The sequence below is a fragment of the Pseudomonas sp. PDM17 genome (assembly GCF_014851985.1).
In the GTDB taxonomy this organism is placed as follows: domain Bacteria; phylum Pseudomonadota; class Gammaproteobacteria; order Pseudomonadales; family Pseudomonadaceae; genus Pseudomonas.
This window is the reverse complement of record NZ_JACVAT010000005.1, coordinates 168,075-183,589: the sequence shown is the minus strand read 5'-3', so window position 1 is coordinate 183,589 and position 15,515 is coordinate 168,075. Positions and strand designations below refer to the sequence as shown.

The following is a 15,515-nucleotide window of genomic DNA, read 5'->3' as shown; positions in this document are numbered from 1 at the left end:
GGAGGTGATCAGTTCGGCGAGCTGGCGCAGGTCGCGGGCGTCGTCCTGGCTCAGGCCGGCCTGGGACACCAGCAGCTTGTTGAACACCTGGACTTCGCTGAGCAGGCGCGCGGCCATAGCCGCCTTGCTCTGCAGCGAGCCCTCGGCGTCGACACCTTTCAGGCTGGCCAGCAGTTCGTCGCGCTTGGCGTTGAACTCGGTGATCTGCTCGGCATCCTGGGTGACCGGTTGCAGGCCACCGATCTGCGCCTGCAGGTCCTTGTGCAACTGGCTGATGCGCGAGTCGAGGCCGGCGGTCTTGCTGGACTGGCCAAGAATCCCGTTGATCTGCAACAGGTCGTTGTAGGACTCGAGGTGGCGGCGAACCTTCAGGCCGTCGCTGATCAGCGACAGGCTTTCCAGTTCGGCGCGGGTACTGACGAACTGCCCGTAGGAGTCGCGCACCAGGTAGAAGTTGGTAATCAGCATCGGCAGAAAGAACAGCACACTGATCAGGCTGAACTTCATGCCGAAGCTCAGACGGTTCATCAGCGCGATGGCCGGATAGAGCACGGTCCTCACGAAAGACGTCTCCTGTTCCCGTTATTGTTATGTCGCTTGTCGGGGATGGTACGGCGCGCCCCTGGACGGGCCGTCGCCACGAGCGCTCACCGGCCGGTCACTGTCCTGCAGCGGCCGTCACCTCACGCTTTGGTTTCGATGTGTACCTGATATCGGCGGGGAGTTCTGTAACTTAAGGTTAAAATGCCATCATCGGACCGGCGGACGCCGGCCCGATTCGCGGGCTCAGAGCAGCAGCGTCCAGATCGCGAAGATGGCGTACCAGAGCACGGCAGAGCGCACCAGCAGCTGCCACAGCGCATCCAGACTGGCGACGCCCTTGGCACCCAGGCCGCCTTCGTTGAAGTCTTCGGCGACGTAGCCGGCGCGGGCCAGCAGACGAGCGGCAGGTACGTCCCAGGCCAGCAGGTCATGCAGCAGGGTGCGGGTCACCGCGACGAAGTTGCCCACCAGGGCGAAACTCAGCACCAGCGCGCGCGACGGCAGCCAGTCGAAGGCATGCCGCAGTTGCGCGGCGCGTTCGCGCAGTTCCGGCTGGCGCGCCTGCTCGGCGGCGATGGCGAGCAGGCGGTAGGCCAGCGCAGCCACCGGGCCGAGCAGCGCGTACCAGAAGATCACGGCGAAAAACGCCTGGTAGGCCTCCCACACCAGGGTGCCCTGCACCACGGCCAGCAGGTCGTCGTCGCCATCGGCCTGGACCTGCACGCCCAGATCGCGCTCGGCGACGTGATAGGCGGCCTGGGCATCCTCGCGGCGCCAGGCATCGCGGAACGGCCCGATGGCGCGCAGCACATCACCACGCCCCAGGCTCCAGACCACCACCAGCATCTGCACCGGCAGCGCCAGCAGGCCATAGGCGACCGGTTCGAGCAGGGTCAGCAGCAGCGCCAGCAACAGCAGCGGAGGCAGGACCGCCACCAGCAGGCCGAGCCAGGGTTGCGCCACCAGCGACTTCACGCCGCCCACGGTATCCAGCCAGCCAAGCCACCAGCCATCACGCTGAACCTTTGCACGCCAACCGGAGAACTTCTCGACCAGCAGGACCAGCAACAGCACCAGGAAACTCATGTCGGCTCCTTCTTCAGGCCGGCGCCAATATCGGCAAAGTAGCGCGTCCAGTCGAACGCCTCGCCCGGATCGGTCTTGCGCTCCGGCGCGATATCGCAGTGGCCCTGGATACGTCCCGGGGTGATGGCCGGGTACGCCTTGCGCAACTGTCGTGTCAGTTGCGCAAGCACCTCGTACTGACGCTCGCTGTAGGGTTCGGTATCGGTGCCTTCGAGCTCGATGCCGATGGAAAAGTCGTTGCAGTTCTCCCGGCCGTCGAAGCGCGACACGCCGGCGTGCCAGGCGCGCGAGTTGCAGGAGACGAACTGGAACAGCGAGCCATCGCGCTCGATGAGGAAATGCGCAGACACCGTCAGGCTGCAGATGCTGGCGAAGTACGGATGCTCATCGGCGTCCAGGCGGTTCTGGAAGAACTCCTGCACCTTGCAGGTACCGAACTGGCCGGGCGGCAGGCTGATGTTGTGGATGACCAGCAGCGAGACTTGCTCGCCATCGGGTCGCGCATTGAAGTTCGGCGAAGGGCAGCGCTGGGCGTCGAGGCACCAGCCGGATTCGGGGTCGATCTGCATGGAGACTCCTTGGCAGAGCCCCACTCTAAAGCAGGCGACGGGGGAAATGAACTCGCTGGCACGCGGCCAGCGGGCTCAGGCGTTCTTCAGGCGGCGCAGGTTGCCGATCACCGACTCGAGGGCGCGGTCGAACAGCAGCGCATCGTCGAGCAGGCGCACGGCGTTGCGGCGGAACTCGACGGCCAGGCTCATGCGGGTCTTTTCCAGCACCTTCATGCCCGTGCGGTTGACGAAGATGTAGCGACCACTCGGACGGATCACGGCGGCCAGCTTGCAGCGCAGCTTGTGCTCTTCGTCTTCCTGGATTTCCACCCAGCTGCCGACGCGCAGATCGTCGACCTTGCGCAGCGACTCGTCGTCGTCGGCAAAGGCCTCTTCGGGCTCTACGGCACGGCTCTGTTCCGGCGAGGCCAGGACAATCTCCTCGACCACCGCCACCATGGCCGGCTGTGCCGCGGCAGGTGCGACGGCAGCCGGTGCATCCAGCGGATCGTCGAGTAGCGGCAGGCCGTCTTCCAGATCGAGCAGCGGCGCTTCCTCGACCTGCTTGTAGCGCTGGAAGGCCTGCACATGCAGCCCCTCCAGGCGACTGAAGAATTCACCGGTGGAGAACGGATCGAAGGCAGCCGAGGCCAGGCCTTCGCGCAGCGACTTGAGCAGTTGCGGGACCATTTCCAGCAGGCGCAGACGGGAATCCGGATCTTCGTGGGGCTCCACGCTCCAGATCAGGTCGTCCATGGTCGCCAGCGCGGCTTCCCATTCGCCGGAGTGAGTACCGTGCTTCAGGCAGGTGAGCAGCAGGACCTGGCTCCAGGCCTCCTGCAGCAGGCGCACCACCACTTCGGGCAGGGTGCGACCCAGCAGGCGCTCATTGAGCACGCCTTCCACGTCCTGGCGGGCCAGTTCGGCGCGCGCGCGGCCTTCCTCGGCATCGCGGGTGCGTTGCTCCAGCAGGTCGCTGCGGCGGCGCTCGTCGCCGGTGAAGGAGATGAACTCGTCGAGCAGCTCGGAGAAGATCGCCGGGTCGTCGACGAAGTCGTTCAGCAGGCGCATCACCACCTGCTCGATCTTCTGGTACAGGTGGTCACGCTGGCCGTCGGACTGCTCGGCCCAGCCCAGGGCGGCCGAGGCGATCTCATTGAGCAGGCGACGCGCCGGGTGGCTACCACGGCTGAAGAAGTTCTTGTCGAGAACCGCAACCTTCAGCATCGGGATCTGCATGCGGCCGATCAGGGCCTTGAGCGAATCCGGCAGGGTGCGGTCATCGAGGATGAATTCGAAGAGCATGGAGACGAGGTTGATGACGTCCTCGTCCACCTGGCCGACCACACGGGAACGGCCGCTCTTGCTGCTGACGCGGGTCAGCAGGTGATCCAGGTGCTGGCGCACGTCGATCTCGTCGATGCTCTGCGCCGGCAGGTGCGACTGCAGGTGGGACAGCAGGCGCATCAGGTCGTTACTGGAGATCGGCACCGCATCGGCCGGCATCGGGCGTGCCGGGGCGGCACTGCCGCGGACTTCGGACAGCAGATCACGCAAGGCGGCAAAGGCGGCCTGACTGTCGGCGTCCATATACTGGCCGGCGACCTGCTCGCCCGCTTCGGCGGCGACTGAAGCCGGCGCGCCCCCCTGGCTGCTGGCCACGGTACGTTGCGGCGGGCGGCGCAGCGGGACGGACTTAAGCTCGGGCAGCACGCCCAGGGCGATCAACGTCTGGTTGGCTTCGGCGTACAGGTGCTCGGCGTCGGCCAGCACGTACTTCTCGAAGAGCTTGAGGATGATCAGCTTGACCTTGATCTCCACGCCCAACCCACGGCAGGCATCGAGAAAAGCCTCGCACAACTGGCGCGGACCGAGCGGGTTGCTCTTGTCCTCGACCTTCTTGCTGACCAGGGTATTGATACGCGTGGTGAGGTGCGTGAGCGCGACACCGTCGCGGCTCATCACCTTGGCAACCATGGCGTCCAGGGCGACGGACTCTTCCAGCTCGTCGTTCTGCACCAGGGTGAGATTTTCGTAGGAAACCGTATCCAGCACCGGCGCGCGGCCGATTTCATACTGGTTCAGGTTGGCAAAATTCTCGAAGACCTTCTGCAGGAAGCCGCGCTCAATGCCCTTGCGCTTGAGGCGCAGGTCGCGCATGGCTTCGAAGTACGCACTCTGCTCGGCATTGTTGGCGGCGCGATCGGCCATCTCGAACAGGGTGTCGTCGGCGTTGTCGAACAGGGCCTGCATGGCGTGACGCAGCTGAACAGCGACCTTATCGCGGACAGCGACGAGCCCCGCCGGAACACGTCCAGCGAACGAAGTCTGCGAGGTTTCCGTGGCCGACTTGTTCAGCGGCACTACGTTCGCGTCGTTCTGCATCGCAAGTCTCCTGCCGTCAGACCCGTCTGGCGGCACCAACAGTCATCGAAGCGTCATCCGTAACGTCAATTTAGTGGCGTCAAAAAGCGGAAAGGTTCATCGTCATTATAGGGAAGCTTCTTACACAACCAAGAGACATTTCACGCATTCTTGAAGAAATTCACACTGAAGCGCCCGCCGTCCGTCCGACAGATTGTACGGCGGTCCAAAAAACAACCCGCCCTGCACGCTGCGCGCTGGCGCCCGTATAATCGCGCCACTGCGAACAGGAGCCTTCCATGCCGAACCTCACCCTCGCCGAGCTTTCCGGGGAAATCCAGGCCAACGTCCGCGCCGCACTGGCCGAAGACGTCGGCAGCGGCGACATCACCGCCCAGTTGATCCCCGCCGAGCGCGACGCCAGCGCCCGCATCATCACCCGCGAGAACGCCACCCTCGCCGGCACCGCCTGGGTCGACGAGGTATTCCGCCAGGTCGACCCGCACGTGCAGGTGAAATGGCAGGTCCGCGACGGCGAGCAGGTCAGGGCCGACCAGACCCTGTTCACCCTGGAAGGCCCGGCCCGCGCCCTGCTCACCGGCGAGCGCAGTGCGCTGAACTTCCTCCAGCTGCTCTCCGGCACCGCCACCCGTGCCCGTCACTATGCCAACCTGGTGGACGGTACCGGCGTGAAGCTGCTCGACACCCGCAAGACCCTGCCCGGCCTGCGCCTGGCGCAGAAGTACGCGATCACCTGCGGCGGCTGCCATAACCACCGTATCGGCCTGTACGACGCCTTCCTGATCAAGGAAAACCATATCGCCGCTTGCGGGGGTATCGCCCAGGCCATCGCGGCGGCCCAGCGGATCGCTCCCGGCAAACCCGTGGAGATCGAAGTGGAAGACCTCGGCGAGCTGCGCCAGGCGCTGGAAGCCGGTGCCGATATCGTCATGCTCGACGAGCTGAGCCTGGATGACATGCGCACCGCCGTCGCCCTCACCGCCGGACGCGCCAAGCTGGAGGCCTCGGGCGGCATCACCGAAAGCACCCTGCGCACCATCGCCGAGACCGGCGTGGACTACATCTCCATCGGAACCCTGACCAAGGACGTCAAGGCGCTGGATCTGTCGATGCGCCTGAGCCTGTAATCACCCTGACAGGCGCGCCTGTCCTCCATTGCCTACGCTTTCAGCCAAGCGCCTGAATTCCCTCAGGCGTTTTCCTACAGCTGGCGAAAGGAGGCACTGGCGCAATGGCGGGCAAGATTCTGCTGACCGGGGGCTGCGGCTATATCGGCTCCCACATCTGTCTGGAACTGATCGAGCAGGGCTATCAGCCCGTCGTGCTCGACAACCTGAGCAACAGCTCGCCCATCCCGCTGCAGCGCATCGAGCAGCTGACCGGCCAGAGCATTCCCTTCGTCAAGGGCGACGTCCGCGACGAAGCCATCCTCGACCGGTTGTTCAGCGAATACAGCATCGACGCGGCGATCCACCTTGCCGGCGTCAAGTCCGTCGCCGAATCGGTGGCCGACCCCATCGCCTACTACCAGATCAATTTCACCGGCACCGTCACGCTCTGCCAGGTCATGCAGCGCCATGGCGTGAAGCGCTTCATCTATAGCTCTTCGGCGACGGTTTACGGCCTGGCGGCCGAAAGCCCGATCCGCGAAGACGCTCCCACCGGCCCGGCCAGTCCCTATGGCCAGTCCAAGCTGATGGCGGAAATCGCCCTGCGCGACATCGCCCACGCCGATCCGCAGTGGACCATGGCCATCCTGCGCTACTTCAACCCGGTGGGCGCCCACGCCAGCGGACGCATCGGCGAAGACCCCAACGGCATCCCCAACAACCTGATGCCTTATGTGTCCCAGGTCGCCACCGGCAAACGACCATTCATTCGCGTGTTCGGCAACGACTACCCCACCCCGGACGGCACCGGCGTACGCGACTACCTGCACGTCGTCGACCTGGCCAACGCCCACCTCAGCGCACTGCGCTGGCTCGATAGCGCCAGCGGCGCGAAGACCTTCAACATCGGCACCGGCCGCGGCTACAGCGTGCTGGAGATCATCCGTGCCTACGAAAAGGCCTGCGGCCGTGAACTGCCCTTCCAGTTCCTGCCCCGCCGCGACGGCGACATCGCCAGCTACCACGCCGACCCGGCCCTGGCCGGCGCAGAACTGCGCTGGAGCGCCGCCCGCGACATCGAAGACATGTGCCGCGACGCCTGGAACTGGCAGAGCCAGAACCCCAGCGGCTACGCCTGAATTTTCCTTGAATCGGAAAACAAAAAGCCCCGCTCGAAAGCGGGGCTTTTTGTTGAAACTGGTGCCGGTAAGAGGAATCGAACCCCCGACCTTCTCATTACGAATGAGCTGCTCTACCGACTGAGCTACACCGGCGGCGGGCGTAAGCTAGCACTAGGCCGGCGACATGGCAATCCGCCCGGCACCGGTTCGAGGCAACGGGCGACGGCACCATACGCCGCAAAGCAAAGCTTGCTCAGTGACCCACCCCGGGCGCCGCAGATGAAGCAGGGAACTGGCTCCGGTAGGCATTTCTGTATGCCTCGATCCTTGCGATGTCATCGACCGGCGGGACGATCTGCCTGATCGGCACCCCCTGTGCGTCGAGGGCGAAACCATAGACCCGCCCTGAGGCGGCAACGTAATAGCTGATGCGTCCCAGACAGCGCACACCAATATCCTTCGTCGCCACCAATTCCGCTATCCGGTCTTCCCGCAGTTGCATCAAGCCCTGAGCAGTGACCTCGTAGTATCCCGCCCCCTGTTGTGCAAGGGCGGCCTCATCGAGTGTCTTGTAGTTTTCCGCAGCAAAGAAACGAATCCCTGTCTCGACCATCATGCAGTCGTCCTTCGCCCTGATCTGTGGCTCTTGCCCTGCAAGATAGCGCTCCATGGCCGCTCGAACATCCGTCAGCCCAACCTGGGCACTCACTTCTCCCGGAGCACTGACCACTCTGCCGTTCTTGTAGACCAGAGTTGCCAGCAGCACGCGGTTCTGCCGATCACTCAAGACATTGGCGCCATGCCCGTAGCCTGTGACTTCGAAGGGCTGACCATCGACAGCGACAACGCTCTCAATCTCCCCCACCCCTTCGCCATGGTCGGAGAGCAGCACCACCAAGGCATCGTTCAGCACTCCTTTTTGCCGGAGCCCATCCATCAGAAGATCGACCTGGTGATCGACGACACTGAGCGCCTCAACATGCGCATCCCAGAAAGGGTTGTCAGTTTTCACCTTCACATGGGCGTGCCGGGTCTTGTAGGGGAAGTGTGCGGACTCAAAATGCGTGGCAAGAAATACATCACCACCGCCACCCACTGAATCCAGGATCGCCTGGACGAAGTCCGTATCCGAGTAATTTACGTGAATGGCCGTGTTGACAAAGGCGTAGGGAAACAACCACCCGGCCAGCGGCGTCTGCATCAACAGATTAGTCAGTGGTGTATCGGCAAAGCTCTGTAGGGCGACGTCCAACACGCCAGCCTTGGGTCCAACTATGACGTCGAATCCGAAGCCTTTATCCATATTGTTGAAACGGCGCTCGTCGATGGCAAAAACAGTCCGATAGCCTCGCTTCTGCAATTGAGTGCTAAGGAGCGTCTCTGGGGCCACATGCGCCAGACCACGCAGATTGAAAACAGCACCATGCTGCTGGGGATATTGGCCCGACAGGATGCTGGTCCAGGAAGGGTAAGTCCTGCCCAGGGGAACGTAAGCCCGAGTGTACTTCATGCTTTGGGCATACAGACCATGGAGGACCGGGGTTTGCTCTGCGGTCGAGGCAAAGGCATGCGCCGAGAGCGAGTCCACTCCGACTATGACAATGCTGCGCCCAGAGCGAGGTTCTACATGCGCGGCCCCGCTGATAGCCCAGAGTCCCAGCCCCCCCAGGGCTACACAGATACCCGCCAGGCGCTGCGCTCGAGTCATTACAGGAATCGCGCGATAAAGAATGACTAGCAGCAGAATCGCCAGCAGGCTCAGCGCTACCTTACCCAGAATGACCGAGTCCAGCAGCGAAAGCGCATAGGAGTAGTTGGAGTAAGGGAACCACCAGCGGTTCACCGAGACCAACAGCATCCAACCGAACAGCAGGGCCAGTGCATGGCCAATCGTGGGCGAAATGCCAAACAGGCGCGCCACCCACCTTCCCAGCCAACTGAAAAACCACAGGGTCACGGCGCACAGCACCAGACTGCTGGCAATGAACAGCGACGCCCCCTCACGCACCGTTCCTGACATCCAGGCCTGGCGAAGCAAGGCATAGATGTGCCTATCATCCATGGGCAATACGCGAGGCTCCAGAAGCAACGGAGCCCAGTAGAGCAGCAAGAATGCCAGGGAAAGCAGTACCCGTACTAACTTGGTCATAAGCACTCTGAAGAAATCGCCATCTAGAGGAGGATCACGAGCTCATCAACTCCGGATGGCAACCATCAAACCATTGATCATCGGGAGCTTCTGCCCCCAAGGCCGCAGGGCCAGCATTCTAAATGGCTGAACGACCGGCAGACTCGGCAGTTCGCCCCAAGGTCCGCATACCAATGTTCTCTCGGACCTCCTGATTTCCCCCTCGCCACATTACGTTATCGATGAAGTAATGGTGGACATTGATGAAGAGGACGAAGCAAAGCATGAAGGTATTGATCGGCATTGCCAGCGGCAGAAGTCTCAACTGATCCAGATAGACCGGTAAATAATTGAACAACAAGGCAGCCAACACGAACGCGCTGCCCCACCAAGCCGCATATCCCAGCCAGGTGCGCCCGGAACGCCGCACCTTGCTTCGCGTGTAAGCGCCGCTGAACAGCATGTACTGGAGGGAGTGGAACAGCGGAATGAGCACCAGGAAGAATTCATTACGCAGCAGCGGTGAGAGCCAGAGGTAGATCATCAGCAAGGGCGTAACCGCAATCAGCCCTGGCCACTTCTCCTTGCGCTTCCAGCGACACAGAAACACCGCCAGAGCGGGGAGGACTCCCAGCAAAGAGAGCAGATGCAACTCTCGCATCCAGTCGCTCAAAACGGACGGCAATGAATACGGAAGTCCCGCAAAATTATTGTCATAGCGCCCAGTGAAAAGACGCAGAAACGACGCCCACCAAAGCGGGAACAGCGAATAGCGAATAATCAGCTGTTCGGAGCGACTGAAAAAAGCGCCCTGGCCCGCTGAATAGACAATGAAACAGCCGTAGGACTGTTTGATGTAATGCCAGCCCACCGTAAAGAGCATGAGGTACAGCAGGCCCCGAAGTACGTCGATTCGCGCGGTCATAAGCGCGTAACCCACTGCACCAAGCAACAAAAGCGGTGCGAGCACGCCGGCCCAGAAAAAACGAATGTCCTTCAGCAGGCGCCCACGATGCCCCCCATAGAGCATCAGGTAGCTGATCAGAAAGTGCGGGCCGTTGACGAAGAACGCCAGGTACCACGCCAGCAAGGAAATATCAAAAGTAGATACCTGTAAATTCAGCGCAACTACCAGAGCCAGTACCAGCAGCGACAACCCGCCAATCATCATGAAGTCGACAATGGGAGAAAAGAAGCAGCGCGCTGGTTGAACCATCATTTTCGTGACCTCAAAAAAAATGCGCCGCAAGCGGCGCATTTTCGAGACATCGGATTACGGAGTAGCGGCGTTGCGGCACTCGGCCGGAACGTATTTCAGATCGGAAGAGGTGGTGCAAGCCCAGGTCACACCGGTGCTGCTGGCAGTGGGAGCCAGAGCCAGGTTGACGGTGATGCTGTTACCGGCATCCACCGCTACCGACAGGGTGCCGGCGTTGCAGGCCAGAGTAGTACGACCAGTGACACCAGTGTTAACACCGGCGCACTCGTCGGCAGCAGCGGCAGCCAGGTTTTCAGCAACAGTGGCTTTGGCGCCGCTGGCGATGACCAGACCTTCGGAAACGCGAGCGCGGACGGTGTAGTCCTGGTAGGCCGGCAGGGCGATGGCGGCCAGAATACCGATGATCGCAACCACGATCATCAGTTCGATCAGAGTAAAACCTTTCTGAGCATTCATGCTTGAACTCCTAGAGTCAGTAATGGAGGTCCTATGACCTGATCTGACAAAAGCATCATCCGTGCCAACATAAAAGGCACTGTGTTTCCTGCTATAAAAAAGGAAACTTCAAAGATTGAACTGAGCGGTTTCAGCAGGAAGTGACAAAAAACGACACCTGACAGGTGTCAATTTGGCAGCCCACGGCAACTGCGTTATAAGGCTGCCTATATCTACTCCAGGCCCTGATGCTCATGAACGACCAAGTCATCCTTTCCGGACTTGCCCGCCAATTGGTTATCGCTGAACTGCTCGATGAAAAGAGCGCACAGCAGGCACAGCAGCAAGCCCAGAGAAATAAGCTGCCACTGGTGACCTACCTGGTGCAGAACAAGCTGGTGAAGTCGCGCCCTCTGACGGAGCTGGCAGCCGAACAGTTCGGGGTAGCCTTTTTCGATCTCGCGAGCCTGGACAAGGAGTCAATTCCCAAGGAACTGGTCAGCGAGAAGCTGGTCCGCCAGCATCGCGTCCTCCCCCTCTGGCGACGTGGCAACAAGCTTTTCGTAGGCCTTTCCGACCCCACCAACCACCAGGCCATCACCGACGTGCAGTTCAGCACCGGCCTGACCACCGAAGCCATCCTGGTCGACGACGACAGACTGGGTGAAGCCATCGAGAAACTGTTCGAGAGCGTTACCGGTGGGCTGGACGACCTGGGTGACATCGATCTGGACGGTCTGGACATCGAAAGCGGCAACTCCGAACAGAAGGATGAGGCTGTCGGAGGCGATGCCGATGACGCCCCGGTTGTTCGATTCGTCAACAAAATGCTGCTCGATGCCATCAAGGGTGGCTCATCGGACCTGCACTTCGAGCCTTACGAGAAGATCTATCGTGTGCGCTTTCGTACTGACGGCATGCTCCATGAAGTAGCGAAGCCTCCGATCCAGCTGGCCAGCCGCATATCGGCGCGCCTGAAGGTGATGGCCGGCCTGGACATCTCCGAGCGCCGCAAGCCCCAGGACGGTCGCATCAAGATGCGCGTCTCCAAGACCAAATCCATCGACTTCCGCGTCAACACCCTGCCGACCTTGTGGGGCGAGAAAATCGTGATGCGGATCCTCGATTCGTCCAGTGCACAGATGGGCATTGATGCCCTGGGCTATGAAGAAGCGCAGAAGCAACTTTACCTGGAGGCACTCAAACAACCGCAGGGCATGATCCTGGTGACAGGCCCGACCGGCTCGGGCAAGACCGTGTCGCTTTACACCGGCATCAACATTCTCAACACCCCGGATATCAACATTTCCACAGCGGAAGACCCGGTAGAGATCAACCTGGAAGGGATCAACCAGGTCAACGTCAACCCCAAGCAGGGCATGGACTTCGCCCAGGCGCTGCGCGCGTTCCTGCGGCAGGACCCCGACGTGATCATGGTCGGCGAGATCCGCGACCTGGAAACCGCCGAGATCGCCATCAAAGCGGCGCAAACCGGCCACATGGTGATGTCCACCCTACACACCAACAGTGCCGCGGAAACCCTGACACGCCTGCTCAACATGGGCGTTGCCTCCTTCAACCTGGCCACTTCCACCAACCTGATCATCGCCCAGCGCCTGGCCCGTAAGCTTTGCTCGCACTGCAAGAAGGAACATGACGTCCCGCACGAGGCCCTTCTGCATGAAGGCTTCCCTGCAGAAAGAATCGGTACCTTCAAGCTTTATTCGCCGGTAGGGTGTGAAAATTGCAAGAACGGCTACAAAGGACGTGTAGGTATTTATGAAGTGGTTAAAATCACGCCAGCCCTGCAGCGGATTATCATGGAAGAAGGCAATTCCATTCAGATCGCCGAACAGGCCCGCAAAGAAGGCTTCAACGATCTGCGCAACTCGGGCCTGCTGAAAGCCATGCAAGGCATTACCAGCCTCGAGGAAGTCAACCGCGTGACCAAGGATTAATCCATGGCGGAAAAAGCATTGAAGTCCAGTGTCTTTACCTGGGAAGGCACTGACCGCAAGGGTGGGAAAGTCAAAGGGGAGCTTTCTGGCACCAATACTGCGCTGGTAAAGGCGCAACTGCGCAAGCAGGGCATCAATCCGACCAAGGTGCGCAAGAAAAGCATCTCGTTGCTGGGTCGGGGCAAGAAGATCAAGCCAATGGACATCGCTCTGTTCACCCGGCAGATGGCGACCATGATGGGGTCGGGTGTTCCGTTGCTGCAGTCTTTTGACATCATTGGCGAAGGCTTCGACAACGCCAACATGCGCAAGCTCGTCGACGAGATTAAACAAGAGGTTGCCTCCGGCAACAGCTTGGCTAATTCGCTGCGAAAGAAGCCGCTGTATTTCGACGATCTCTACTGCAACCTGGTAGACGCGGGTGAGCAGTCTGGCGCGCTGGAGACCCTGCTGGACCGAGTAGCCACCTACAAGGAAAAGACCGAGTCGCTCAAGGCCAAGATCAAGAAGGCCATGACCTACCCAATTGCGGTCGTGGTCGTTGCCATCGTCGTTTCCGCAATTTTGCTGATTAAAGTGGTGCCGCAGTTCCAGTCGGTGTTTGCCAACTTCGGCGCGGAGCTTCCGGCCTTCACCAAGATGGTCATCTCCCTGTCAGAGGTACTTCAGGCCTGGTGGTTCGTGGTGTTGATAGGCATGTTCGCTGTGGCGTTCATCATTCGCGCAGCCCATCAACGCTCAGAAAAATTCAGAGACTCGGTGGATCGGGGATTGCTCAAGACGCCCATTGTCGGCGATATCATCTTCAAGTCCGCCGTCGCCCGCTATGCTCGGACCCTGTCTACGACCTTCGCTGCCGGTGTGCCACTGGTGGAGGCCCTCGATTCCGTATCTGGCGCCACGGGCAACGTCGTCTTCCGCAACGCAGTGAACAAGATCAAGCAGGACGTTTCCTCCGGTACACAGCTGAACTTCTCCATGCGCACCACCGGCGTATTCCCGAGCATGGCCATCCAGATGGCCGCGATCGGTGAGGAATCCGGCTCGCTGGATGCCATGCTCGACAAAGTGGCCAGCTACTACGAAGAGGAAGTCGATAATGCCGTCGACAACCTGACCACCCTGATGGAACCCATGATCATGGCCGTCCTGGGTGTACTGGTCGGCGGCCTGATCATCGCCATGTACCTGCCGATCTTCCAACTGGGCAACGTCGTCTAACTCATGCCTGTTCTCGACTTCCTGGCCAGCACCCCGCTGGCCTTTGTTTTGTGCGTCACCCTCCTCGGCCTGCTGGTTGGCAGCTTCCTCAACGTGGTGATCCATCGCCTGCCGCGGATGATGGCGCGCGACTGGCAGCAGCAGGCACGGGAAACCCTGGGCCTGCCGGAGGGCGAGAAGCTCCCGACCTACAATCTGGTCCTGCCCAACTCCCAGTGCCCGCAGTGCGCCCACGAGATCAAACCGTGGGAGAACATCCCGGTGGTCAGTTGGCTGGCGCTGGGCGGCAAGTGTTCGTCGTGCAAGGCGCCAATCAGCAAGCGTTACCCGCTGGTCGAGCTGGCCTGTGGCGTGCTGTCGGCCTTCATCGCCTGGCATTACGGCTTCGGCTGGCAGGCCGGCGCGATGCTGCTGCTGACCTGGGGCCTGCTGGCTATGAGCATGATCGACGTCGATCACCAGTTGCTGCCGGACGCCCTGGTGCTGCCGCTGCTCTGGCTGGGGTTGATCGTCAATCACTTCGGACTCTTTACCAACCTGGGCGACGCGCTCTGGGGCGCGGTGTTCGGCTATCTGAGCCTGTGGTCGGTGTACTGGCTGTTCAAGCTGATCACCGGCAAGGAAGGCATGGGCTACGGCGACTTCAAGCTGCTGGCCATGCTCGGAGCCTGGGGTGGCTGGCAGGTGCTGCCGTTGACCATCCTGCTCTCGTCGCTGGTGGGCGCGGTGCTGGGCGTGATCATGCTGCGTCTGCGCAATGCCGAAACCAGTACGCCCATCCCCTTCGGACCCTATCTGGCCATCGCCGGCTGGATTGCGCTGCTCTGGGGTGATCAAATAACCGCGACCTATCTGCAGTTCGCCGGTTTCCGCTAGCCTTCTCCTGCGCCGAGTCTCCTCGGCGCATCTGGACGGCCACCGGGCCGGCTGAAAGGAGAACCATGAAACCCTGGATCCTGGGCCTCACCGGCGGTATCGGCAGCGGCAAAAGTGCCGCCGCCGAGCACTTCGCCTCACTGGGCATACACATGGTCGACGCCGACCACGCTGCGCGCTGGGTGGTGGAACCCGGCCGTCCTGCCCTGGCGAAGATCGTCGAGCGCTTCGGCGAAGCCATGTTGCTGCCGGACGGCCAGCTCAACCGCGCCGCTCTGCGCGAGCGCATCTTCAAGGCCGAAGACGAGCGCCGCTGGCTGGAACAGCTGCTGCACCCGCTGATCGGCCAGGAGATCGCCAGCAACCTGGCGCAGGCGCAATCGCCCTACGCCATCCTGGTCTCGCCGCTGCTGGTGGAGTCCGGGCAGCACCGCATGACCCAGCGCGTGCTGGTGGTGGATACCCCCGAACACCTGCAACTGGAGCGCACCATGCGCCGCGACCAGGTGTCCGAAGAACAGGTCCGCTCGATTCTCAAGGCCCAGGCCTTGCGCGACGACCGACTCAAGCACGCGGACGACGTGCTGCTCAACGATGGCGACCTCGGCCACCTGCACCAGCAGGTCGAGCGTCTGCATCAGTTCTATCTAGGCCTGCGTGGAGGACAACCATGAGCCAACCCCTGACCGTGGAATGCCCCACCTGCGGCGCCCCCGTGGAGTGGAGCGCCAAGAGCGAGTTCCGCCCCTTCTGTTCGCATCGCTGCAAGCTGATCGACCTCGGCGCCTGGGCGGCGGAAGATCACGCCATCCCCGGCGACAATCTCGAGGACGAGCTGTTTTCCGGCGATCTGGAGAATCCGCGCGGACATTGAAGCGGCGCC

The 15,515-nt window shown here is 61.4% G+C and carries 13 protein-coding genes and 1 tRNA gene; 7 read left to right on the top strand and 7 right to left on the bottom strand.

Annotated features, from left to right (window positions below):
• Positions 1–786: 786 nt before the first annotated feature.
• The 3 genes from ampE to IB256_RS19090 all read right to left on the bottom strand — a co-directional run bounded on the left by ampE (position 787) and on the right by IB256_RS19090 (position 4,565).
• Complete coding sequence (gene ampE, locus IB256_RS19100; RefSeq protein WP_192403687.1) at positions 787–1,629, bottom strand: regulatory signaling modulator protein AmpE; 843 nt, start codon at positions 1,627–1,629, stop codon at positions 787–789.
• On the bottom strand, positions 1,626–2,198 hold the full coding sequence (gene ampD / locus IB256_RS19095) for a 1,6-anhydro-N-acetylmuramyl-L-alanine amidase AmpD (protein ID WP_192403685.1): 573 nt from the start codon (positions 2,196–2,198) through the stop codon (positions 1,626–1,628). The genes ampE and ampD overlap by 4 nt, the downstream gene beginning before the upstream one ends.
• 75 nt (positions 2,199–2,273) lie before the next feature.
• Positions 2,274–4,565, bottom strand: coding sequence for a DUF1631 domain-containing protein (locus tag IB256_RS19090; protein ID WP_192403683.1), 2,292 nt, complete (start codon positions 4,563–4,565; stop codon positions 2,274–2,276).
• A gap of 278 nt (positions 4,566–4,843) precedes the next feature.
• Between IB256_RS19090 and nadC the strand changes: the two genes are divergently transcribed.
• Together nadC and galE are read left to right on the top strand one after the other, a co-directional pair.
• Entirely contained in the window at positions 4,844–5,692 is an 849-nt protein-coding gene (gene nadC / locus IB256_RS19085) for a carboxylating nicotinate-nucleotide diphosphorylase (protein WP_192403681.1), read from the top strand.
• Between the two features lie 104 nt (positions 5,693–5,796).
• Complete coding sequence (galE, locus tag IB256_RS19080; RefSeq protein ID WP_192403679.1) at positions 5,797–6,813, top strand: UDP-glucose 4-epimerase GalE; 1,017 nt, start codon at positions 5,797–5,799, stop codon at positions 6,811–6,813.
• Positions 6,814–6,872: 59 nt separating this feature from the next.
• On the opposite strand, the gene IB256_RS19075 is transcribed toward galE, so the two are convergent.
• The 4 genes from IB256_RS19075 to IB256_RS19060 all read right to left on the bottom strand — a co-directional run bounded on the left by IB256_RS19075 (position 6,873) and on the right by IB256_RS19060 (position 10,598).
• A tRNA-Thr gene (locus tag IB256_RS19075) sits at positions 6,873–6,948 on the bottom strand.
• A gap of 100 nt (positions 6,949–7,048) precedes the next feature.
• Positions 7,049–8,944 carry a sulfatase-like hydrolase/transferase gene (locus IB256_RS19070; protein ID WP_192290151.1) on the bottom strand — a complete coding sequence of 632 codons (1,896 nt, stop codon included), beginning with the start codon at positions 8,942–8,944 and terminating at the stop codon, positions 7,049–7,051.
• 118 nt (positions 8,945–9,062) lie between these two features.
• Positions 9,063–10,181 carry a hypothetical protein gene (locus IB256_RS19065; RefSeq protein ID WP_192403677.1) on the bottom strand — a complete coding sequence of 373 codons (1,119 nt, stop codon included), beginning with the start codon at positions 10,179–10,181 and terminating at the stop codon, positions 9,063–9,065.
• Positions 10,182–10,196: 15 nt separating this feature from the next.
• Positions 10,197–10,598, bottom strand: a complete 402-nt coding sequence (locus IB256_RS19060; RefSeq protein ID WP_192403675.1) for a pilin — start codon at positions 10,596–10,598, stop codon at positions 10,197–10,199.
• Between the two features lie 233 nt (positions 10,599–10,831).
• Here IB256_RS19060 and pilB point away from each other — a divergent pair, with 233 nt between their 5' ends.
• From pilB to yacG, 5 genes are all read left to right on the top strand, one after another.
• Entirely contained in the window at positions 10,832–12,535 is a 1,704-nt protein-coding gene (gene pilB, locus IB256_RS19055) for a type IV-A pilus assembly ATPase PilB (protein ID WP_192290157.1), read from the top strand.
• A gap of 3 nt (positions 12,536–12,538) precedes the next feature.
• Positions 12,539–13,756, top strand: coding sequence for a type II secretion system F family protein (locus IB256_RS19050; protein WP_192290158.1), 1,218 nt, complete (start codon positions 12,539–12,541; stop codon positions 13,754–13,756).
• A 3-nt stretch (positions 13,757–13,759) separates the two neighbouring features.
• Positions 13,760–14,632, top strand: coding sequence for a prepilin peptidase (locus tag IB256_RS19045; RefSeq protein ID WP_192403673.1), 873 nt, complete (start codon positions 13,760–13,762; stop codon positions 14,630–14,632).
• A gap of 65 nt (positions 14,633–14,697) precedes the next feature.
• Positions 14,698–15,306, top strand: a complete 609-nt coding sequence (gene coaE, locus IB256_RS19040; protein WP_081517370.1) for a dephospho-CoA kinase — start codon at positions 14,698–14,700, stop codon at positions 15,304–15,306.
• Positions 15,303–15,506, top strand: coding sequence for a DNA gyrase inhibitor YacG (gene yacG / locus IB256_RS19035; protein WP_138212199.1), 204 nt, complete (start codon positions 15,303–15,305; stop codon positions 15,504–15,506). Before coaE ends, yacG begins: the two co-directional genes overlap by 4 nt.
• Positions 15,507–15,515 lie beyond the last annotated feature (9 nt).